17 protein-coding genes and 1 pseudogene are annotated in these 21,395 nt (G+C 70.5%); 8 read left to right on the top strand and 10 right to left on the bottom strand.

All coding sequences use genetic code 11. The features are described from left to right. Positions 1-31: 31 nt before the first annotated feature. The 6 genes from uvrB to QQS16_RS12525 all read left to right on the top strand — a co-directional run bounded on the left by uvrB (position 32) and on the right by QQS16_RS12525 (position 8,081). On the top strand, positions 32-2,167 hold the full coding sequence (uvrB, locus tag QQS16_RS12550; RefSeq protein ID WP_286061721.1) for an excinuclease ABC subunit UvrB: 2,136 nt from the start codon (positions 32-34) through the stop codon (positions 2,165-2,167). Positions 2,168-2,405: 238 nt separating this feature from the next. After that, positions 2,406-2,972 carry a TerD family protein gene (locus QQS16_RS12545; protein WP_286066298.1) on the top strand — a complete coding sequence of 189 codons (567 nt, stop codon included), beginning with the start codon at positions 2,406-2,408 and terminating at the stop codon, positions 2,970-2,972. Between the two features lie 51 nt (positions 2,973-3,023). Next, the gene (locus QQS16_RS12540; RefSeq protein WP_286061720.1) at positions 3,024-5,252 is read left to right on the top strand and encodes a TerD family protein; all 2,229 of its coding nucleotides are present in this window, start codon (positions 3,024-3,026) and stop codon (positions 5,250-5,252) included. A gap of 225 nt (positions 5,253-5,477) precedes the next feature. Further along, entirely contained in the window at positions 5,478-6,479 is a 1,002-nt protein-coding gene (locus QQS16_RS12535) for a TerC family protein (RefSeq protein WP_286061719.1), read from the top strand. A gap of 132 nt (positions 6,480-6,611) precedes the next feature. Next, complete coding sequence (locus QQS16_RS12530) at positions 6,612-6,914, top strand: hypothetical protein (protein ID WP_286066297.1); 303 nt, start codon at positions 6,612-6,614, stop codon at positions 6,912-6,914. 66 nt (positions 6,915-6,980) lie between these two features. Further along, positions 6,981-8,081 (top strand): calcium:cation antiporter, encoded by a 1,101-nt coding sequence (locus tag QQS16_RS12525; protein WP_286061718.1) that lies wholly within the window; start codon positions 6,981-6,983, stop codon positions 8,079-8,081. A gap of 39 nt (positions 8,082-8,120) precedes the next feature. On the opposite strand, the gene QQS16_RS12520 is transcribed toward QQS16_RS12525, so the two are convergent. Then, a complete protein-coding gene (locus QQS16_RS12520) occupies positions 8,121-9,392 on the bottom strand; it encodes an MFS transporter (protein ID WP_286061717.1) in 1,272 nt (423 codons plus the stop codon). 92 nt (positions 9,393-9,484) lie between these two features. Next, entirely contained in the window at positions 9,485-10,531 is a 1,047-nt protein-coding gene (locus QQS16_RS12515) for a S66 family peptidase (RefSeq protein ID WP_286061716.1), read from the bottom strand. A 103-nt stretch (positions 10,532-10,634) separates the two neighbouring features. On the opposite strand from QQS16_RS12515, the gene aroQ reads away from it, so the two are divergent. Further along, positions 10,635-11,108 (top strand): type II 3-dehydroquinate dehydratase, encoded by a 474-nt coding sequence (gene aroQ / locus QQS16_RS12510; protein WP_286061715.1) that lies wholly within the window; start codon positions 10,635-10,637, stop codon positions 11,106-11,108. Between the two features lie 95 nt (positions 11,109-11,203). On the opposite strand, the gene QQS16_RS12505 is transcribed toward aroQ, so the two are convergent. The 5 genes from QQS16_RS12505 to QQS16_RS12485 form a co-directional block, all read right to left on the bottom strand. Further along, positions 11,204-11,932: an amino acid ABC transporter ATP-binding protein gene (locus tag QQS16_RS12505; protein WP_286066296.1), complete on the bottom strand. Its 729-nt coding sequence runs from the start codon at positions 11,930-11,932 to the stop codon at positions 11,204-11,206. A gap of 20 nt (positions 11,933-11,952) precedes the next feature. Then, positions 11,953-12,888 (bottom strand): amino acid ABC transporter permease, encoded by a 936-nt coding sequence (locus QQS16_RS12500; protein WP_286061714.1) that lies wholly within the window; start codon positions 12,886-12,888, stop codon positions 11,953-11,955. Next, positions 12,885-13,769 (bottom strand): ABC transporter substrate-binding protein, encoded by an 885-nt coding sequence (locus QQS16_RS12495; protein WP_286061713.1) that lies wholly within the window; start codon positions 13,767-13,769, stop codon positions 12,885-12,887. The genes QQS16_RS12500 and QQS16_RS12495 overlap by 4 nt, the downstream gene beginning before the upstream one ends. A gap of 383 nt (positions 13,770-14,152) precedes the next feature. Continuing rightward, positions 14,153-14,809, bottom strand: coding sequence for an MBL fold metallo-hydrolase (locus tag QQS16_RS12490; RefSeq protein WP_286061712.1), 657 nt, complete (start codon positions 14,807-14,809; stop codon positions 14,153-14,155). 85 nt (positions 14,810-14,894) lie between these two features. Continuing rightward, a complete protein-coding gene (locus QQS16_RS12485) occupies positions 14,895-15,581 on the bottom strand; it encodes a maleylpyruvate isomerase family mycothiol-dependent enzyme (protein ID WP_286061711.1) in 687 nt (228 codons plus the stop codon). 224 nt (positions 15,582-15,805) lie between these two features. Here QQS16_RS12485 and uvrA point away from each other — a divergent pair, with 224 nt between their 5' ends. Then, positions 15,806-18,859, top strand: coding sequence for an excinuclease ABC subunit UvrA (gene uvrA / locus QQS16_RS12480; protein ID WP_286061710.1), 3,054 nt, complete (start codon positions 15,806-15,808; stop codon positions 18,857-18,859). An 83-nt stretch (positions 18,860-18,942) separates the two neighbouring features. On the opposite strand, the pseudogene QQS16_RS12475 reads toward uvrA, so the two are convergent. From QQS16_RS12475 to QQS16_RS12465, 3 genes and pseudogenes are all read right to left on the bottom strand, one after another. Further along, positions 18,943-19,324: pseudogene (locus QQS16_RS12475) on the bottom strand (YceI family protein); the annotation flags it as partial. Between the two features lie 20 nt (positions 19,325-19,344). Beyond that, positions 19,345-20,253 carry a carbohydrate kinase family protein gene (locus QQS16_RS12470; RefSeq protein ID WP_286061709.1) on the bottom strand — a complete coding sequence of 303 codons (909 nt, stop codon included), beginning with the start codon at positions 20,251-20,253 and terminating at the stop codon, positions 19,345-19,347. A 90-nt stretch (positions 20,254-20,343) separates the two neighbouring features. After that, positions 20,344-21,387 carry a LacI family DNA-binding transcriptional regulator gene (locus QQS16_RS12465; protein ID WP_286061708.1) on the bottom strand — a complete coding sequence of 348 codons (1,044 nt, stop codon included), beginning with the start codon at positions 21,385-21,387 and terminating at the stop codon, positions 20,344-20,346. Positions 21,388-21,395 lie beyond the last annotated feature (8 nt).

Below are 21,395 nucleotides of genomic sequence, written 5' to 3'. Positions count from 1 at the left end.
ATTGTCAGTGGGGGGTCGTACGGTGGATGGCATGCGGCCCGTATCCCACATCGAACGCACGGTGGCGCCCTTCGAGGTCGTCAGCCCCTACCAGCCCAGCGGCGACCAGCCGGCGGCCATCGCCGAGCTGGCCCGACGCATCGAGGCCGGTGAGAAGGACGTCGTACTGCTCGGCGCGACCGGCACCGGCAAATCCGCCACCACCGCGTGGATGATCGAGAAGCTTCAGCGCCCCACGCTCGTGATGGCGCCGAACAAGACGCTGGCCGCTCAGCTGGCGAACGAGTTCCGCGAGCTGCTGCCGAACAACGCGGTCGAGTACTTCGTCTCGTACTACGACTACTACCAGCCCGAGGCGTACGTCCCGCAGTCGGACACCTACATCGAGAAGGACTCCTCGGTCAACGAGGAGGTCGAGCGGCTCCGCCACTCCGCCACCAACTCGCTGCTGACCCGCCGCGACGTCGTCGTGGTCGCCTCGGTCTCCTGCATCTACGGCCTCGGCACGCCACAGGAGTACGTGGACCGCATGGTCCCCCTCCGGGTCGGCGACGAGATCGACCGGGACCAGCTGCTGCGCCGCTTCGTGGACATCCAGTACACCCGCAACGACCTCGCCTTCGCCCGCGGCACCTTCCGCGTGCGCGGCGACACCATCGAGATCTTCCCGGTCTACGAGGAGCTCGCCGTCCGCATCGAGATGTTCGGCGACGAGATCGAGGCCCTGTCCACCCTCCACCCGCTCACCGGCGAGATCATCAGCGACGACGAGCAGCTGTACGTCTTCCCCGCCTCCCACTACGTCGCGGGCCCCGAGCGCCTGGAGCGGGCCGTCAACGACATCGAGAAGGAACTCGGGGAGCGCCTGGCCGAACTGGAGAAGCAGGGCAAGCTCCTGGAGGCCCAGCGGCTGCGCATGCGCACGACGTACGACCTCGAGATGCTCCGCCAGATCGGCTCCTGCTCCGGCGTCGAGAACTACTCGATGCACTTCGACGGCCGCGAGCCCGGTTCCCCGCCGAACACCCTGCTGGACTACTTCCCCGACGACTTCCTGCTCGTCATCGACGAGTCGCACGTCACGGTGCCCCAGATCGGCGCCATGTACGAGGGCGACGCCTCCCGCAAGCGCACCCTCGTCGACCACGGCTTCCGGCTCCCCTCCGCCCTGGACAACCGGCCCCTGAAGTGGGAGGAGTTCCAGGAGCGCATCGGCCAGGCCGTCTACCTGTCGGCGACGCCGGGCAAGTACGAGCTGTCGCGCGGTGACGGTTACGTCGAGCAGATCATCCGCCCCACCGGCCTCATCGACCCCGAAGTCGTCGTCAAGCCCACCGAGGGCCAGATCGACGACCTGGTGCACGAGATCCGCCTGCGCACCGAGAAGGACGAACGGGTCCTGGTCACCACGCTCACCAAGAAGATGGCCGAGGACCTCACCGACTACTTCCTGGAACTCGGTATCCAGGTCCGCTATCTGCACAGCGACGTCGACACCCTGCGCCGCGTCGAACTGCTGCGCGAGCTGCGCTCCGGTGAGTTCGACGTGCTGGTGGGCATCAACCTCCTCCGCGAGGGCCTCGACCTGCCCGAGGTCTCCCTGGTGGCGATCCTCGACGCCGACAAGGAGGGCTTCCTGCGCTCCGGCACCTCCCTGATCCAGACCATCGGCCGCGCGGCCCGCAACGTCTCCGGCCAGGTCCACATGTACGCCGACAAGATCACTCCGGCGATGGAGAAGGCCATCGAGGAGACCAACCGCCGGCGCGAGAAGCAGGTCGCGTACAACACGGAGCGGGGCATCGACCCCCAGCCACTCCGTAAGAAGATCAACGACATCGTCGCGCAGATCGCCCGCGAGGACATCGACACGGAACAACTGCTCGGCTCCGGCTACCGCAAGCTGAAGGACGGCAAGGGCGCCAAGGCCCCCGTGCCCGCGCTCGGCGCCCAGGCCAAGGGCGGCAAGGCAGCCAAGGGCAAGGCCAAGGAGACGGTCCCCACCGACCGTCCCGCGGCCGAACTCGCCGAGCAGATCGAGGAGATGACCCAGCGCATGCGCGCCGCGGCTGCCGACCTCCAGTTCGAGATCGCGGCCCGGCTGCGCGACGAGGTCTCCGAGATGAAGAAGGAACTGCGTCAGATGAAGGAGGCCGGCCTGGCCTGACCGTCCCGCCCGGCACGCCGGCCGTACCCGACCGGCGTTCCGGGAGGTCGTCCCGCCCGCGGCGCGTACGCGCTGTGTTGCAAGACCGACACAAAGTGCGGACGGGGGTGCGTCACTGTCAGTGCCCCTGCGTAGGGTTCGGGTCATCCGCGGATCCCGCGGCAGCAGGGGAATCACGAGAGGGGACCAGCGCGTGGTGGACGTATCCAAGGGCGGCGCGCCCAGTGGCAGCGTCAATCTGACCAAGGGTCAGGCCATCAGCCTGCAGAAGAACGACGGGGGCAGCCTCACCGCGGTACGCATGGGCCTCGGCTGGCAGGCGGCTCCCCGGCGCGGCCTCTTCGGCTCCCGCACCCGGGAGATCGACCTCGACGCCTCGGCCGTCCTGTTCGCGGACAAGCAGCCGCTGGACGTCGTCTTCTTCCGGCACCTGGTGAGCGACGACGGCTCGGTGCGGCACACCGGCGACAACCTGGTCGGCGGAGTCGGCCAGGGGGGCGACGACGAGGCGATCCTCGTCGACCTGGCGCGCGTTCCGGTTCACATCGACCAGATCGTCTTCACCGTGAACTCGTTCACGGGACAGACCTTCCAAGAGGTGCAGAACGCGTTCTGCCGTCTGGTCGACGAGACCAACGGCCAGGAGCTCGCCCGCTACACGCTCGCCGGCGGTGGCGCCTACACGGCCCAGATCATGGCCAAGGTGCACCGCACGGGTCCGGGCTGGACCATGACGGCCCTCGGCACGCCCGCCAACGGCCGCACCTTCCAGGACCTGATGCCGGCGATCCTGCCGCACCTGTAGGCCGCGAGCGGCGACCGGCAGGACACAGCGACACACAGGGGGGCGAAGCAGATGACGGCCGAGCTGGTGCGGGGACAGAACCACCCGATCTCCCAGGTCCGTCTGGAGATCCGGGCCTCGGCCGGCACGCCGGTCGTGGCGGTGGCCACGACCGGCGACGAGCAGGGCACGGTGCGCGGCGCGGAGTGGGTCGCCCACCCGGGCACCCCCACCCTGCCGGGCCTGGAGGTGTCCCGCCAGGCAGCCGCCGACCATCGCCTCGCGGTCGACCTCGGTGCCCTGTCCGAGGCCGTGCACCGGGTCAGCGTGCTGCTCGCCCTGCCCGCACCGGGCACCGGCGGCCCCGTCCGCTTCGGCGCCGTGGCCGCCCCCTTCGTGGCGGTCACCGGCCTCGACGGCACCGAGATCGCCAGCTACACCATCACGGGTCTGGACGCCGAGTCGGCCGTCGTCGCCCTGGAGCTCTACCGACGGCAGGGCGCCTGGAAGGTGCGGGCCGTCGGCCAGGGATACGCGGGGGGTCTCGCCGAGCTCCTCGCCGACCAGGGGCTGCCCCAGGCCCACCAGCTCGCCCGCGGTGTCGACGACGCGATCGCGCAGGGCCTGGCCCGTTCGGTCCCCGCGCCGCCGCGCCCGGCGGACGCCGACCGCTCCCGCCAGACGGCGGCATCGACACCCGGCGCCGACCAGGCCGGGCCGGTCCCCCAGGGCACCCCGGGCCCCGTACCACCCCAGCCGCCGATGTCCCCGTACCCGTACCCGTCCCCGCCCGCCGGCGGACCCCAGCAGCCCGCCTCTCCGTACGGTCCGCAGGTCGCACCCACGGGTGCAGCCACGCCGCCTGTCTCTCCGTACGATCCGCAGATCACCCCGACGGCGGGCCCACCCGCACAGCCCGCCTCTCCGTACGGCCACCCGCACGGCACCTCGTCCCCTGGCGTGCCCGTCCAACCCGCCTTCCCGCACGGCTCGCCCGGCAGCCCGGCACCCGCGGCACCACAGCCCGGGTCCCCGCAAGGACCCGAGCCTGTCGCCCCCTCCGCCGTCACCGGGTCTGCCGGGTCCGCCACAGGCGGCCCGATCGACTACAGCCATCCGCGTCGTCGGCAGAGCTCGACCCCGCCACCGCCCCCGGCGCCCCGGCAGCCCGCGCCGCCGGTCGCCGGAGACGCGACCGGCTGGACGATGGACGAGCGGCTCTACAACCAGGTGTGGGGCATGTTCGAGGACCTGGCCCGCGCCACGGCCGCGTACCGCAGCGCCGTCGACTTCGCCGACTCCCGTATGGAGAAGGAGCTCGACCAGGTCCTGTCCGACCCGCGCAGCCGCATCGGCGGCCAGGGCGAAGCCGCACGCGAGGCGGCCCGCGCCAAGCACGCCCAACTCGTCGACCAGGCCAGGGCCGCCCTGGACCGGGACCTCGCCCAGCTCACCGCCGAGGCCCAGGTCATCGAGCCCGCGCTGCCGCCGTCCTACGCACGCTGGGACAACCCCGTGTGGCACGCCTATCGCGTGCCGATGGAGATCCCGATGGCCCTGCGCCTGGGTGACCTGCACCTCCCCGAGGCGACCGACCTGCGCATACCGATGCTGGTCCGGCTGCCGCTGGAGCGCGGCCTGTGGATCGACAGCGGCGCCGACGGATCGCTCGACGGCTCGTTCGCCGACTCCCACGACGTGCGGCGCCTCGCCATGGAGACGGCGGTGGCCCACGCGGCCCGGCTGCTCGCGGTCTACCCCGCGGGCGAGTTCACCGTGCATGTCATCGACCCCGCGGGTTCGGGCGCGCAGGCGCTCGTCCCCCTGGTGCAGTCCGGTGCCCTCGCGAGGCCACCCGGGATCGGGGCGGCCGGTGTGGCGGACGTCCTGGCCCGGCTGACCGAGCGGGTCGACCTGGTGCAGATGGCGGTACGTGGCGGCGTGGCCGACGCGCTTCCGCCCGGCCTCGACACCGCCGAGCAGTTGCTGATCGTCAACGACTTCCCGCACGGCTTCGACGACCGTGCCGTGAACCAGCTGCGCTACCTCGCGGACGAGGGCCCGGCCGTCGGCGTCCACCTGATGATGATCGCGGACCGTGAGGAGGCCGCCGGGTACGGCCCGTTGCTGGACCCGCTGTGGCGCTCACTGATGCGCCTCACGCCGGTGCCCGACGACCACCTCGCCGACCCCTGGGTCGGACACGCCTGGACGTACGAACCCGCCCTCGTACCGCCCGGCAGCCAGGTGCTCCAGCAGGTGTTGGCCGCGGTCGCTCAGGCTCGCACCAAGCGCACGTAAAATCCTCTGACCAGCGATTTTGACTCTTATTTTGCCAATCGCTTTACCTTTCCTTGGTGATTGGGTACTGTTTTCCCCACGGAGGGGAGTACTCCCTGTCGACTGCGGCGTACCCGTCAATACGGATCCGACCGGATCCCGGGGCGTCGGCCCATCCTGGGTGGAAGAGACCTCCGGCAGCGCGACGACGCTGGTTACTTGCCGTTACGTACTGCCGGAGGCGCAGTGGATGTTTCCCCGACCCTGTGGGTCCTGACGATCGTGGGCCTCGCCGCCCTCATCGCCATCGATTTCTTCATCGGCCGCAAGCCGCACGACGTGTCCATCAAGGAAGCCGGTATCTGGACCGTCGTCTGGATCGTCCTGGCCGGTCTCTTCGGCCTCGGTCTGCTGCTCTTCGGCGGCGGACAGCCCGCCGGTGAGTTCTTCGCCGGCTTCATCACCGAGAAGTCGCTGAGCGTCGACAACCTGTTCGTCTTCGTCCTGATCATGGCGAAGTTCTCGGTGCCCTCGCAGTACCAGCAGCGCGTGCTCCTCGTGGGCGTGCTCATAGCCCTGGTCCTGCGGGCGATCTTCATCGCCGCGGGTGCCGCCATCCTCGCCAGCTTCTCGTGGGTCTTCTACCTCTTCGGTGCCTTCCTGATCTGGACCGCCTGGAAGCTCATCCAGGAGGCCCGGGCGGACCAGGAGGACGAGGAGTTCGAGGAGAACAAGCTGCTCAAGGCGGCCGAACGTCGCTTCGGCGTGGCCGACCGCTACCACGGCACCAAGCTGTGGATCCGGGAGAACGGCAAGCGGGTCATGACCCCGATGCTGGTCGTGATGCTCGCGATCGGCTCCACGGACGTGCTCTTCGCGCTCGACTCGATCCCCGCGATCTTCGGTCTCACCCAGGACCCGTACATCGTCTTCACGGCCAACGCGTTCGCGCTGATGGGCCTGCGGCAGCTGTACTTCCTCATCGGCGGTCTGCTCCGGAAGCTGGTCCACCTCAGCTACGGCCTGTCGATCATCCTGGGCTTCATCGGCGTCAAGCTGGTCCTGCACGCGCTGCACGAGTCCGGGGTGCACGTCCCGGAGATCAGCATCCCGGTCTCCCTCGGCGTGATCTGCTCCGTGCTGATCATCACCACGCTGACCAGCCTGAGGGCGTCCAAGAAGCAGGCGGCGGCCGACGCGGCGCAGGCGCAGAGCGACGGCGCGTCCAAGGACAGCGTCGAGGCCTGACGGCGGCAGACGTAGGAACGACCATAGCCGGGAGCGGTGAGCGGCGAATTGCCGACCACCGCTCCCGGTGTTTGCGTGGTTCCCAGTGCGTGTTCCCCGGCCGGGGAACACCCTGGCCGCGTGGAGGCATTCATGAAGTTCGTGCAGATCATCGACTTCGAGACCGAGCGCCTGGAGGAGATGGAGCAGTTGATGCGGGAGATGGGGCAGCGCAACGCGGGCAGGGAAGGTGGTCCGACCCACCGCACGCTCCTGCAGGACCGCGACAACCCTCGCCGCCATCTGGCCCTGCTCGAGTTCGAGTCGTACGAGGAGGCCATGCGCAACAGCGATGATCCCGAGACGACCCGGATGGCCGAGCGCCTGGGCGCGCTGTGCGTGGGCGAGCGCGTGTACACCAACTGCGACCTGCTGCGGACCGACGAACTCAAGTAGCGCCCGCGTGAACGGGCCCCGCTGCTGAAACATGCGAGGCCCGTTCGCCTCTGCGACGATCACTGCATGATCGCTCGGCTCAGGTCGCTCACGACGCGGTGGACGTCCGTGGTGCCGGCCCTCGCGGTCGTCCTCCTGGTCCTGACCTGGGGACGGGACCTGCCCGGCGCGGTCGTGGCGCTGGTGACGCTGGTCCTGGCGGGATCAGTCCTGGCCGCCGTGCACCACGCCGAAGTGGTCGCCCACCGGGTCGGCGAACCCTTCGGCTCCCTCGTTCTCGCCGTAGCCGTCACGATCATCGAGGTCGCCCTGATCGTCACCCTGATGGCGGACGGCGGCGACAAGAGTTCGACGCTGGCCAGGGACACGGTCTTCGCAGCCGTGATGATCACCTGCAACGGTATCGTCGGGATCAGTCTGCTCGTCGCCTCGCTGCGCCACGGCACGGCGGTCTTCAACCCCGAGGGCACCGGCGCCGCCCTCGCGACCGTCGCCACTCTGGCCACCCTCAGCCTGGTGCTGCCGACGTTCACCACCAGCAAACCGGGCCCGGAGTTCTCCGGCGTCCAGCTGACCTTCGCCGCACTCTCCTCGCTGGTCCTGTACGGCCTGTTCGTGGCGACCCAGACCGTGAGGCACCGCGACTACTTCCTGCCGATCACCCGCCAGGGGCAGGTGATCACCGTCGACGACCACGCCGGCGCACCGTCCGCCCGCGCAGCCGGCCTGAGCCTCTCCCTGCTCGGTCTGGCCCTCATCGGGGTGGTCGGCCTGGCCAAGGGCGTGTCGCCGACCATCGAGTCCGGCGTGGAGGCCGCCGACCTGCCCCACGCCGTCGTCGGCGTGGTCATCGCGCTGCTGGTGCTGCTGCCCGAGACCATCGCCGCACTGCGCTCCGCCCGCCGCGACCGGGTGCAGACCAGCCTCAACCTCGCGCTCGGCTCGGCGATGGCCAGCATCGGCCTGACCATCCCCGCGGTCGCCCTGGCATCCGTCTGGCTCTCCGGTCCGCTCGTCCTCGGCCTCGGCGCCACCCATATGGTGCTGCTGGCCCTGACCGTGGCGGTGAGCTCCCTGACCGTGGTGCCCGGCCGGGCCACACCGCTCCAGGGCGGCGTGCACCTGGTGCTGTTCGCGGCCTATCTGGAGCTGGCGATCAATCCCTGACGGACGTAAACGCTCGCGCAAGCGCTTACGTTCCCAGGCTCACCCGGTGGCGGGCTTCGCCACCACCACCGGCACGGGCCGCGTCTCCGGCAGCAACGCGAAGCACCCCAGGCTCAGCAGTGCGATGCCCGTCAGATACGCCCCCACCCCCCATGGCACCCGGCCGCCCTGCTCGGCGAGCGAGGTCGCCGCGATCGGGGTGAGCGCGCCTCCGAGGACCCCGCCGAGGTTGTAGCCGACCGCGGCGCCCGTGCAGCGCACCCGGGGCTCGTACAACTCCGGCAGATACGCGGCGATGACGGCGAACATCGTGATGAACGCGAGCATGGCGCCCAGGAAGCCGAGGAACATCAGCAGTGGCGCTCCCGTCGAGAGCAGCGCGACCATCGGGAACATCCACACGGCGGCTGCCGCGCATCCGGCCAGGCACAGAGGCCGCCGCCCGTACCGGTCGCCGAGCAGCGCGGCCACCGGCGTGAGCGAGCCCTTCACCAGGACGGCGGCCATGATGCAGGTCAGCATGACGGTACGGCTCACGCCGAGCCGTTCCGTCGCGTAGGCGAGGGACCAGGTCGTGACGGCGTAGAAGATCGCGTATCCGACGGCGAGTGCCCCGGCTGTCAGCAGGACGAGCCGCCAGTGGTCGCGCGCCACGTCGACGAGCGGCACGCGCGCGTGGTCGTCGAGGCGGAGGAAACTGGGGCTCTCGACGAGCGAGGAGCGCAGCCACAACCCCGCCACGGCCAGTACACCGGCCGCCCAGAGCGGCACCCGCCAGCCCCACTGGGTGAACTGCGCCGTGGACAGGGTCGCCGACAGGGCCAGCACCACTCCGTTGGCGAGCAGGAAGCCCAGCGCGGGCCCCACCTGCGGAAAGCTCGCCCACAGACCCCGCCGTTCGGCGGGCGCGTGCTCCGCGGTCAGCAGCACGGCCCCGCCCCACTCCCCACCGAGCCCCAGGCCCTGCAGGAAGCGCAGCACCAGGAGCAGCACCGGAGCGGCCACACCGATCGTGTGGTACGCCGGGACGCAGCCGACCGCGACCGTGGCGGCGCCGGTCAGCAGCAGCGAGGCGACCATGACCGGCCGGCGCCCGTGCCGGTCCCCGATGTGCCCGAACAGGACCGAACCCAAGGGCCGTGCGACGAACCCGACGGCGAAGGTCCCGAAGGCGGCCAGCGTGCCCGCGAGCGGCGAGAACGTGGGGAAGAACAGCGGCCCCAGGACCAGCGCCGCCGCCGTCCCGTAGACGAAGAAGTCGTAGAACTCGATGGCCGTCCCGGCGAGCGAGGCGGCCGCGAGGCGCGGCATGGAGGGCGCCCTTACGGTGCGTACGTCATGCATGCCGCGTCAACTACCCACGGTGACCGGGGGTTACGGGGGCGCGCGGGGTGTGGTCCGGGTCAGTAGGTGACGGTGATGCGCCGGGCGGGCCCGTCGACGCGCACGGTGCCGCCGTAGGGGATGACGAGTTGCGGATCGGTGTGCCCGAGGTCCACGTCGAAGACGATCGTCATGTCGGGGGCGTACGCGCGCGTGGCGCGCAGCACGGCCTCGCGCTGGCCGGCGGCGTACCGTACGGCCTCCTCGGGGCTGTTGGGGCGCTCGAACGACCAGGTCTTCGGACGGCCCATCAGCAGGGCGGAGAAACGCTGGAGAAGGCCGCGCTCACCCATGGTGCGCAGGGTGCGGAACACCTCCTCGCCGCTCGGCAGTTCCTCAGAGGTCTCCAGGAACAGCACTGCGCCGTCGTACACCGTCAGATCGTGCGAGACCTCCCGGTCGGCCGTCAGCAGCCGTCCGACGATCTCCAGGCAGCCGCCCCAACTGCGGCCTTCGACCACCCGGTCGGCGTTCAGCCAGGTCCACCCGGTGCCCGGGCGGGTCTGCGGCTCCCTGTCGAAGGTGGTGGGGTCCGCCCAGTCGCGGTCGACGTCGTTCCAGCGTTCGGCGGGCCGCAGGTCGTACGCGCCCGAGGTGAACAGTGCCGCCCGCAGGGCCTCGGCGGTCTGCGGATGCATGGCGCCGGGCCGGCCCAGCTCGCACATCACGGAACCCCCGTAGAAGCCGACGATTCCGGTGGTGTGCAGGTAGGCGAGCAGGTTCGTGTTGTCGCTCAGCCCGAAGAACGGCTTGGGACAGGCGCGGATCAACTCCCGGTCCAGGAAAGGCAGCACGGTGATCTGGTCGTCGCCGCCGATCGACGCGACGACCGCCTTGATGTCCGGGTCGGCGAAGGCAGCGTGCAGGTCGTCGGCCCGCTCCTGGGGCGTCGCGCCCGGCTTCCGGGTCGTCGGATACTCGACCGGTTCCAGCCCGTACTCCGTGCGCAGCCGCTCCAGGCCCAGTTCGTAGGGGAGGGGGAAGACGCCGGGGAGGCCGGCGGAGGGCGAGACGACGGCTACACGGTCGCCCGGCGAGGGCTTGGGGGGATACGTCGGTGTCCTCATGCCGTGAGGGTAGGGCCGTCCTCCGGCGCGCGCACCGTGATAAACCGGGGTCTGAGCAGCGGTCCGGCGACGGATCGCCCATCCCCGACGGACCGGAGGAACCGTGCCCCGCACCCTGGCCAACGCCCCGATCATGATCCTCAACGGCCCCAACCTGAACCTGCTCGGCCAGCGGCAGCCGGAGATCTACGGCTCGGACACCCTCGCCGACGTCGAGGCCCTGTGCGCCAAGGCGGCGGCCGCGCACGGCGGCACCGTGGACCTGCGGCAGTCGAACCACGAGGGCGAGCTGGTCGACTGGATCCACGAGGCACGGCTGAACCATTGCGGGATCGTGATCAATCCCGGCGCCTACTCGCACACGTCCGTCGCGATCCTGGACGCGCTCAACACCTGTGACGGGCTGCCGGTGGTGGAGGTGCACATCTCCAACATCCACCAGCGCGAGTCCTTCCGGCACCACTCGTATGTCTCGCTGCGCGCCGACGGTGTCATCGCGGGGTGCGGAGTGCAGGGGTACGTGTTCGGCGTGGAGCGGGTGGCGGCGCTCGCGGGGTCGGGACAGGCCGACGCGTAAGCGTTTACGGGCGTAGAGGGAGTGCAGAGGGGCGCGGTGGCTCCTTGAAGCGAGTCCTCAAGGGGCGCCTCGGTACTCCCGTCCCAGGGCGCTCCTCACAGCCGGCCCGCCTCCACGATCCGCCGCAGGAACCGCTGCGTACGTTCATGTCGCGGGGCGCCGAAGATCTGCTCGGCGGTGCCGTGCTCCAGGACCACACCCGCGTCCAGGAAGCAGACCTGGTCGGCGACTTCACGGGCGAAGCCCATCTCGTGTGTGGCCAGCACCATGGTCATGCCGTCCTCCTTCAGACCGCGGACCACGCTGAGGACCTCTCCCACGAGCTCCGGATCGAGCGCGGCGGTGATCTCGTCGAGCAGCAGCAGCCGCGGACGTACGGCCAGGGCGCGGGCGATCGCCACCCGCTGCTGCTGGCCGCCGCTCAGCCGGTCCGGGTACTCGCCCGCCTTCTCGGCGAGCCCGAGCCGCTCCAGCAGCGCACGCGCGCGTGCCTCGGCCTCCGCGCGGGACACCCTGTGCACCCGGCGCGGAGCCAGGGTGATGTTCTCCTCCACCGTCATGTGCGGGAACAGGTTGTACGCCTGGAAGACCACGCCGATGCGGCGGCGTACCGCGTCCTGGTCCACGCGCGGGTCGGTGATCTCCTCGTCGTCCAGCCAGATCGCGCCGTCGTCGATCTCCTCCAGGAGGTTCGCGCACCGCAACAGCGTGGACTTGCCGGAGCCCGAGGCCCCGATCAGCGCGGTCACCGTGTGCGGGGCCACCTCCAGGTCGACGTCCCGCAGCACGACCGAGCCGCCGAAGGTCTTGCGGACGGACTGCATGCGCAGCACCGGGGTGTCGCTCACAGGACTCCTCCTTGGGCCCGGCGACGGTCCATCCGGGCCGTCACCCAGTCCGTGAACCGGGTCATCGGGATCGTCAGCGCCACGAAGACGAGGCCCGCGACGATGTACGGCGTGTAGTTGAGGCTGCGGCCCACGATGATGTCGGCCGCCCGGACGGCGTCGATCGCGCCGCCGATCGACACGAGCCCGGTGTCCTTCTGCAGCGACACCAGGTCGTTGAGCAGGGGCGGCACCTGGCGGCGCACGGCCTGGGGCAGGACGACGTACCGCAGCGCCTGCCGGTTGTCGAGCCCCAGGGAACGGGCCGCGGCGCGCTGCGAGGGGTGGACGGACTCGATGCCGGCGCGGAACACCTCGGCGACGTACGCCGAGTACGTCAGGGTGAGGGCCGTGCCGCCCAGCACCACCGGGTCGACCGTCACGCCCTGCAGCCGCAGCGCGGGGACACCGAGGACCACGATCATCAGGTTGATGATGAGCGGCAGTCCGCGGAAGAAGTCGGTGTAGGCGGCGGCCAGGACGCGCAGCGGGAAGAACACCGGGCCGCGCAGGGTGCGGGCGATCGCGATGAGCATCCCGAGGACCAGCACGGCGGCGCCGCAGACCAACAGCAGCCGGAGGTTGAGCCACAGCCCTTCGAGGACCTTGGGCAGCGCCTCGCGCGCGTACTGCCCGTTGAAGAAGGTCTCCTTGGTACGCGGCCAGCCGGGCGCGCCCACGACGACCAGGTAGAGGACGACGGCCGTCGCCAGGGTGGAGAGGGCGGCGACGGCCGTGGCACGACGGGAACGGGCGCGCTTGTAGGCCTCACGCTCGATGCGGCGCTGCGACGGCGTGTATCCGTCCTCCAGGGCGGTCCTGCCGCCCTTGTCGCCCGTGCCGTCGTTGTCGTCCGCTCCCTCCCGGCCGGACTCGTCCTTCGTGAGCGTCACTTGAGCACCGGGGCGTCGACGGCGTCGGACAGCCACCGCTGCTCCAGCCTGGCCAGCGTGCCGTCCTCGCGCAGGGCGTCGACGGCGTCCGTCACGCAGGAGGTGAGCGCGCTGCCCTTGTCGAGCACGAGTCCGAACTGCTCGGGTGTGCCGCTCTGGTTCTCGAACTGACCCACGATCGTCGCGTCCGTCACCTCGGCCGCGGTGATGTAGAACGCGGTCGGCAGATCGGTGACGATGGCGTCGACCTGACCGTTCTGCAAGGCGGACTTGGCCTGGTCGTTCTTGGCGTAGACAGCCGCGTCCCGGCCCGGCCGCACCACGTCGTCGATGTGATCGAGGCTGGTCGTGCCGACCTGGGCGCCCAGCTTGAGGCCCTTCAGGTCCGCGATGCTCGTCGCCTTCGCTGCCTTGGTGCCCTTGAGCGCGATGACGGCCTGGCGTACGTCGTAGTAGCCGGAGGAGAAGTCGACGGCCTTCTTGCGCTCGTCGCTGATCGAGACCTGGTTGATGTCGAAGTCGAACGTCTTCTCCCCGGGCGCGAACGCCTTGTTGAAGGGGACGCTCTGCCAGACGACGGCACCTTTGTCGTAGCCCAGCTTCTTCGCCACGGCGTACGCGACCGCCGACTCGAAGCCCTGGCCGTTCGTCGGCTCGTCGTCCTTGAACCACGGCTCGTACGCGGGCTGGTCGGTGGCGATGGTCAGCTTGCCGGAGGTCTTGGTGGCGAGCTTGCCCTGGGCGCAGGTGGACGTGGCCGACCCCGACGGCGTGTCGGCCGCCTTCTCCTGCGGCTGCGGAGCGCAGCCGACGGCGGTGGCGAGCAGGGCTGTTGTCGCGACGGCGACAGCGCGGCGCAGTACGCGCGGGGCAGGATGCATGGCGCGAGATTGACAGTCCGCTGTCCCGTTTGTCGAGGTCACAGCGGAAACTGTTCGCATGGTGGGAACGGGTGTTGCGTTCTTGTGAACACTTCACGCGCGGTCCCGCGCGCGCAGCCGGGCCGCCGGTCGAGGGCGGGGATCGACAGACCGGCGGCCCGTACCGCGCAGGAGCCGTCATCCTGTGCGGGGCTGCTTCCAGTTGACTGCGCAACCACGTGCGCCGGGAGCGCGCGCGTGACACCGGCGCGTGTGAACCGTTCACACGGGGCGCGCGCGGGACGTGCTCACCGCGGGCGTACGCGGGGGCAGGGGGCGTACGCGGGACGCCTCACCGCCGCGCCTTCAAAGCCCCGCGCTCACCACTCGCGGTCAGCCTCCGTTCACCACCCGCGCGCCTGCCACTCCGGCAGGTGCGGACGCTCCGCGCCCAGCGTGGTGTCGTTGCCGTGTCCCGGGTAGACCCAGCTCTCGTCCGGCAGCGCGTCGAAGATCTTCGTCCGGACATCGTGGATCAGGCTGGCGAACGCCTTCGGATCCTTGCGGGTGTTGCCCACGCCGCCGGGGAAGAGGCAGTCGCCGGTGAACACGTGGGGATGTCCGTGCGGGTCGTCGTAGACCAGGGCGATCGAACCCGGCGTGTGCCCGACCAGGTGGCGCGCGGTGAGTTCCACGTGCCCCACGCGGATGGTGTCGCCGTCGTCGACCAGGACGTCGGTCGGCACGGGGATGCCGTCGGCGTCGTCCCTCCCGGCGTAGGTACGCGCGCGCGTGGCCGCGACGACCTCGGCGAGCGCCTGCCAGTGGTCGCCGTGCTGGTGCGTGGTGACGACGGACGCGATGCCGTCGTCACCGATCATGCCCAGCAGGGTGTCCGCGTCGTTGGCCGCGTCGATCAGCAGTTGTTCGTCCGTGGCCCGGCAGCGCAGCAGATAGACGTTGTTGTCCATGGGACCGACCGCGATCTTCGTGATCATCAGGTCGCGCAGTTCGTGCACGTCGGCCGGGCCACCGACCTTCACCGCTCCGCTGTACGTCATGACGCTCAGCCTATAGCGGAGGCCTGGGGAGGAGCCCGGCCGAGGGGCCGGGGCCGCCGGCGGAGCGGTGCGGGAGCCGCCGGGGCTACAGCGGCGGCAGCTTCGGCAGGGGGCCGCCCTCCACGGCCGGTGCGGAGCCCGTGGGGCGACCGGACAGCCAGCCGACGAGGTCGGCCCGGGAGCCGGTGATCTTGAGCTCCGGCTCGCCGTCGCGGCCGGACCGCACCCGGCGGCCGTCGTCCTGCTCCATCAGCAGGGGCGGCACGTCGGGGTGGCCCCGGAAGCGCTCGGCGAGGAAGCCGATCTCGCGCTGGACGAACTCCTCGGGGAGGTCCTCCAGCGCGTACCCGATGCCGAGGTCCACGTGGTGCAGCTCCACCTCGATCCAGCGCCGGAACGGCACCCGGGACGCGGAGTCGGTGACCCCGCCCCGCAGCTCGACCGTGCGCGACCAGTCCGCCGGCGCGGACGCCGTCTGCTGGAAGCGGGCCGCGCTCGCGCGCAGGTCGGCGAGGTGGACGTCCAGGGTGCGCGGCGCGTCCCGCTCGATGTCCGCGTCCCGGGCGTCACCGGAGACGTACATGGGACGGCCCTCCAGAACGTTCACCAGGGCGTCCGCGTTGCGGGCGAGATGGGCCAGGACATGGCCGCGGGTCCAGCCGGGCAGTCGTGACGGCTCCGTCACAGACGCGTTGTCCAGTTCGGCGACCGCGCTGAGCAGCCGCTCGGTAGCGTCGTGTACAGACGCCAGGTCATGCGCGTGATCCATCATGTACCTGACCCTAGCTCCGGCCACACCTTCGGGTGAAGGCGGCGAGCAGGCGCCGTAAATCGAATGTGCGTGCTATAGGGTCGCCTGTGGCGTCGGGCATGCTGGAGAGCCGGGGATTGTTATGCATCCGGGAATCCGACCGGCGTTGTCAGTGGCTCCCCCTAGTCTGAGAAAGCACGGGGGCCTCGCCCCTGTCACTTCTCTCAAGAAAGGTGCGGACCGGCGTGGCCGACCGTCTCATCGTCCGTGGCGCGCGCGAGCACAACCTGAAGAACGTCTCGCTCGACCTGCCTCGCGACTCGCTCATCGTCTTCACGGGCCTGTCCGGGTCGGGCAAGTCCTCCCTGGCCTTCGACACCATCTTCGCCGAGGGCCAGCGGCGCTACGTGGAGTCGCTCTCCTCGTACGCCCGTCAGTTCCTCGGCCAGATGGACAAGCCGGACGTCGACTTCATCGAGGGTCTGTCGCCCGCGGTCTCCATCGACCAGAAGTCGACCTCGCGCAACCCGCGCTCGACGGTCGGCACCATCACCGAGGTCTACGACTACCTGCGCCTGCTCTTCGCCCGCATCGGCAAGCCGCACTGTCCCGAGTGCGGCCGTCCGATCTCGCGCCAGTCGCCGCAGGCCATCGTGGACCGGGTCCTGGAGCTGCCGGAGGGCAGCCGCTTCCAGGTGCTGTCCCCGCTCGTGCGTGAGCGCAAGGGCGAGTTCGTCGATCTCTTCGCCGATCTCCAGACCAAGGGGTACAGCCGCGCGCGGGTGGACGGCGAGACCGTTCAGCTCTCCAGCCCGCCCACCCTGAAGAAGCAGGAGAAGCACACCATCGAGGTGGTCATCGACCGCCTCACGGTGAAGGACTCCGCCAAGCGCCGCCTCACCGACTCGGTGGAGACGGCCCTCGGCCTCTCCGGCGGCATGGTCGTGCTCGACTTCGTCGACCTCGCGGAGGACGACCCCGAGCGCGAGCGCATGTTCTCGGAGCACCTGTACTGCCCGTACGACGACCTGTCCTTCGAGGAGCTGGAGCCCCGCTCCTTCTCCTTCAACTCGCCCTTCGGCGCCTGCCCCGACTGCACCGGCATCGGCACGCGCATGGAGGTCGACCCCGAGCTGATCGTCCCGGACGAGGACAAGTCGCTCGACGAGGGCGCCATCCACCCCTGGTCGCACGGGCACACCAAGGACTACTTCAGCCGCCTGATCGGCGCCCTGGCCGACGCCCTGGGGTTCCGCACGGACATCCCCTTCGCGGGGCTGCCGCAGCGCGCCAAGAAGGCCCTGCTGCACGGCCACAAGACCCAGATCGAGGTCCGCTACCGCAACCGGTACGGCCGCGAGCGGGTCTACACGACGCCCTTCGAAGGCGCCGTCCCCTTCATCAAGCGCCGGCACAGCGAGTCCGAGAGCGACGCCAGCCGCGAGCGCTTCGAGGGCTACATGCGCGAGGTGCCCTGCCCCACCTGTGAGGGCACGCGCCTGAAGCCGCTGGTCCTCGCGGTCACGGTCATGGGCAGGTCCATCGCCGAGGTCTCGGCGATGTCCATCAGCGACTGCGCGGAGTTCCTGGGCGAGCTGAAGCTGAGCGCCCGGGACAAGAAGATCGCCGAGCGCGTCCTGAAGGAGGTCAACGAGCGGCTGCGGTTCCTGGTCGACGTCGGCCTGGACTACCTCTCGCTGAACCGCGCGGCCGGCACCCTCTCCGGCGGTGAGGCCCAGCGCATCCGCCTGGCCACCCAGATCGGCTCCGGCCTCGTCGGTGTCCTCTACGTGCTCGACGAGCCGTCCATCGGCCTGCACCAGCGGGACAACCACCGGCTCATCGAGACCCTGGTCCGGCTGCGTGACATGGGCAACACGCTGATCGTCGTGGAGCACGACGAGGACACCATCAAGGTCGCCGACTGGGTCGTCGACATCGGCCCCGGTGCCGGAGAGCACGGCGGCAAGGTCGTGCACAGCGGCTCCCTGAAGGGCCTGCTGGCCAACCCCGAGTCGCAGACCGGTCAGTACCTGTCGGGCAAGAAGGCCATCCCGCTGCCCGAGGTGCGGCGCCCCCTGGACCCGTCCCGGCAGCTCACCGTGCACGGCGCCCGCGAGAACAACCTCCAGGACATCGACGTGTCCTTCCCGCTGGGCGTGTTCACCGCGGTCACCGGCGTGTCCGGCTCCGGCAAGTCGACGCTGGTCAACGACATCCTGTACACGCACCTGGCCCGTGAGCTCAACGGCGCCCGGAGCGTTCCCGGGCGGCACACGCGCGTGGACGGCGACGACCTCGTCGACAAGGTCGTCCACGTCGACCAGTCGCCCATCGGCCGTACGCCCCGGTCCAACCCGGCGACGTACACCGGTGTCTTCGACCACGTCCGCAAGCTGTTCGCCGAGACGACCGAGGCGAAGGTCCGCGGCTACATGCCGGGCCGCTTCTCCTTCAACGTCAAGGGCGGCCGCTGCGAGAACTGCGCGGGCGACGGCACCATCAAGATCGAGATGAACTTCCTCCCGGACGTGTACGTCCCGTGCGAGGTCTGCCACGGCGCCCGGTACAACCGGGAGACCCTGGAGGTCCACTACAAGGGCAAGTCCATCGCCGAGATCCTGAACATGCCGATCGAGGAGGCCATGCACTTCTTCGAGGCCGTCCCGGCGATCTCGCGGCACCTCAGGACGCTGAACGACGTCGGCCTCGGCTATGTCCGACTCGGCCAGTCCGCGACCACCCTGTCCGGCGGTGAGGCCCAGCGGGTGAAGCTCGCCAGCGAGCTCCAGAAGCGGTCCACCGGCCGCACGGTCTACGTGCTGGACGAGCCGACCACCGGTCTGCACTTCGAGGACATCAGCAAGCTGCTGACCGTCCTGTCCGGCTTGGTCGACAAGGGCAACACGGTCATCGTCATCGAGCACAACCTCGACGTGATCAAGACCGCCGACTGGGTCGTCGACATGGGCCCCGAGGGCGGCGCGGGTGGCGGTCTCGTGGTCGCCGAGGGCACACCGGAGCAGGTCGCCGGGGTCCCCGCCAGCCACACCGGCAAGTTCCTGCGGGAGATCCTCGACGCCGACCGGATCAGCGACGCGGCCCCGGTGAAGGCTCCGCGCAGGGCGGCGGCCAAGAAGACGGTCGCGGCCCGGTCGACGGCGCCGAAGACGGCGACGGCCAAGACGGCGACGACCGATGCGGTGGCTGCCGGCAGTGCGTCCGCCAAGAAGGCGGCCGGGACCGCGAAGAAGTCGGCACCGGCGAAGAAGGCGACCCGGGCGACCGGCAAGGCCTGAGCCGCACGGGCGGCACGCCCGGACAAGTCCAGAAAAAGCGGCGCCCCGCGGGAACTCCCGGCGGGGCGCCGCCCGTTCAACCATCAGCCACCCTGGCCCTGCGGTTCGACGAACCGCATGTCCAGCTGAATCTTGACAACACCACCGAGGAACCCGGCACCGAAGTCCAGTCCGAAGTCGCCGCGCCGGATCTCACCCGTCGCCTCGAATCCGGCGTGCCTCCTCTGATCCGCGGGGGAGTCCACCACCCCGCCGAACTCGACGGCGAGCGTGACCGGGCGGGTCACGTCCCCGATGGTCAGGTCCCCCTCCGACGTCCAGTCCTCGCCCTCCCCGGACACGCGCGTCGAGCGGAACGCCATCGTCGGACGCTTCTCCACGTCCGGCAGATCGGCCGCGCCGGTGTGCGCGTCCCGGGTCGGCGGCGCCGGTGTCGATGGAGGCAGGGCCGATCTCCGCGGTCACCCAGGTTCAGCCGCAGACTGTCAGCCGTCCAGTTCGTGGGCGTACGGCGGTTCCGCCCCCGCTCGGGAGCAGGTGATCGCCGCAGCGCGGGCCGCGAAGCGCAGCAGTCGCATCCAGCCGTCGGCGCCCAGGGAGGCGAGCGCATCGCAGGACAGGGCGCCCCGCGCCGACAGGCCGTGCAACAGGGCCGCGTTCACGGTGTCGCCCGCGCCGATCGTGTCCACCACGTCGACCTTCTCGCCCGGTACGGAGTGCACCGAGCCGTCCCGGGTGAAGACGGCCAGCCCGTCGCCGCCCTGGGTGATCACGACCGCCGCGGGACCGGCGGCCAGCCACTCGCGCGGAGTGCCGCCCAGCCACAGGGCGTCCTCCTCGGAGAGCTTGAGCAGCGACACCGACGGCAGCCAGCTCTTGAACCGGGCCCGGTAGGCGTCCGCGTCCGGGATCAGGCCGGCCCGGATGTTCGGGTCGAGCGTGGTGAACACGCCCTGCGCTGACGCGGTCCGCATCAGCTCCTCGTAGGCGGTCGCCCCCGGCTCCAGGACGAGGGAACAGGTGCCGAAGGACACCGCCCGCGTCCCCTCGGGCAGCCCTCCGGGGGCTGTGAACAGCCGGTCGGCGGTGCCGTCCACATAGAAGGAGTAGGCGGCCGAGCCGTGTGGGTCGATGGTGGCGACGGCAAGAGTGGTCGGCTCGGTACCGCGTTGTACGCCGGAGACGTCCACCCCCGCTCCTCGTAGCCCGTCGAGCAGGGTCTCACCGAAGGCGTCACGGGAGACGCGGGAACAGAAGGCTGTGGGGGAGCCGAGCCGGCCGAGGGCCACAGCCGTGTTGTAGGGGCCGCCGCCGCGTGCCGGCAGCAGACCCGCGAGGGCGCCCGTGCCCTGCGGTACCAGATCGATCAGGGCCTCACCGGCGACGACGATCACGAGACGCTTCCTTCCTCGCACTGAGAGATCGCGAGAGCTACGGGGACTTCAAGGATTTCTGGGGCCTTGGTGCGGCCTGGGCTGCCGAGATCACCGGGACTGCGCGGACCCCTCCGGCTCGGCTGGGCATCCGCAGGAGGTGCGGTGGACGAAGGTACAGGTCAGCCGCACGGTGGTGGTGGGCCGGTCCGGGGCGGCGAGGCGGTCCAGGAGGACCTGGACCGCCTGGGCGCCGATCTCCTTGCTCGGCTGGGCGATCGCGGTGAGCCGGGGTGTGAACAGGTCGGCCCAGTCGAAGTCGTCGAAGCAGCACAGCGCGATGTCCTCGGGCACGGACAGGTTCCGTTCGCGCAGCGCGCGCAGGGCGCCCAGGGTCATCGCGTTGTTGGCGGTGACGAGCGCGGTGGGCGGCGCGGCCAGGGACAGCAGGGCGGCCGTGGCGCGTTGCCCGCCGGCCGACTCGGAGTCGCCGTGCGCCACCAGGCGTTGGTCGTAGGGAAACCCGGCCGCGGCGAGGCCGTGCCGGTAACCCGTGATCCGTTCAGCGGTGGTGCTCAGCCCGGGCCGGCCCGCGACCAGGGCGATCCGCCGGTGGCCGAGATCGGCGAGATGGGTGACCAGCTCCGCCGTCGGTTCGGCGCTGTCGGCGCAGACCTGGTCGAAGTGCGGCGCACTGTCCGCCGGGGAGTCGACCACCCGGTCGAGGAACACGGTCGGTACGGCGTGCCGCCGCAGGTAGGAGACGAGGTCGCGCGGATCCGCGGAAGGCGCGACGATCATGCCGTCCACCCGCCGCTCGTGCAGGAGCTGGACGACCTTGCGTTCGTGCGCGGGGTCGTCGTGCGGATCGGCGATGAGGAGGCTGTATCCGTGCTCCAGGGCGGCGGCCTCGACGCCTTGGAGGATCTCCGTGAAGTACGGGTTGCTGATCGCCGACACCGCGAGGCCGATGGACCGGGTGCGGGAGGTCACCAGGGAGCGGGCGAGCGTGTTGGGCGTGTAGCCCAGCTCGTCGATGGCGTCCAGCACGGCCTGGCGGGTGCGTGGCAGCACCGGCCGGGTGTCGTTGAGTACGTGCGAGACGGTCGCCACGGACACCCCGGCGCTGCGTGCGACGTCGGCCATGGTCGGCATGGAGTCCC

This window comes from Streptomyces sp. ALI-76-A (assembly GCF_030287445.1).
In the GTDB taxonomy this organism is placed as follows: domain Bacteria; phylum Actinomycetota; class Actinomycetes; order Streptomycetales; family Streptomycetaceae; genus Streptomyces.
Note: the sequence above shows the minus strand (reverse complement) of the source record. Positions and strands in the feature narration are given on the sequence as shown.

Excerpts from the sequence above, each read along its gene's own strand:
- QQS16_RS12540 (WP_286061720.1), top strand. The coding sequence starts at position 3,024 with ATGACGGCCGAGCTGGTGCGGGGACAGAACCACCCGATCTCCCAGGTC.
- QQS16_RS12520 (WP_286061717.1), bottom strand. The coding sequence starts at position 9,392 with ATGCCGCGCCTCGCGGCCGCCTCGCTCGCCGGGACGGCCATCGAGTTC.
- QQS16_RS12495 (WP_286061713.1), bottom strand. The coding sequence starts at position 13,769 with ATGCATCCTGCCCCGCGCGTACTGCGCCGCGCTGTCGCCGTCGCGACA.
- QQS16_RS12505 (WP_286066296.1), bottom strand. The coding sequence starts at position 11,932 with ATGCAGTCCGTCCGCAAGACCTTCGGCGGCTCGGTCGTGCTGCGGGAC.
- QQS16_RS12490 (WP_286061712.1), bottom strand. The coding sequence starts at position 14,809 with ATGACGTACAGCGGAGCGGTGAAGGTCGGTGGCCCGGCCGACGTGCAC.
- QQS16_RS12515 (WP_286061716.1), bottom strand. The coding sequence starts at position 10,531 with ATGAGGACACCGACGTATCCCCCCAAGCCCTCGCCGGGCGACCGTGTA.
- QQS16_RS12530 (WP_286066297.1), top strand. The coding sequence starts at position 6,612 with ATGAAGTTCGTGCAGATCATCGACTTCGAGACCGAGCGCCTGGAGGAG.
- QQS16_RS12465 (WP_286061708.1), bottom strand. The coding sequence starts at position 21,387 with ATGCCGACCATGGCCGACGTCGCACGCAGCGCCGGGGTGTCCGTGGCG.
- QQS16_RS12485 (WP_286061711.1), bottom strand. The coding sequence starts at position 15,581 with ATGATGGATCACGCGCATGACCTGGCGTCTGTACACGACGCTACCGAG.
- uvrB (WP_286061721.1), top strand. The coding sequence starts at position 32 with ATGCGGCCCGTATCCCACATCGAACGCACGGTGGCGCCCTTCGAGGTC.
- QQS16_RS12525 (WP_286061718.1), top strand. The coding sequence starts at position 6,981 with ATGATCGCTCGGCTCAGGTCGCTCACGACGCGGTGGACGTCCGTGGTG.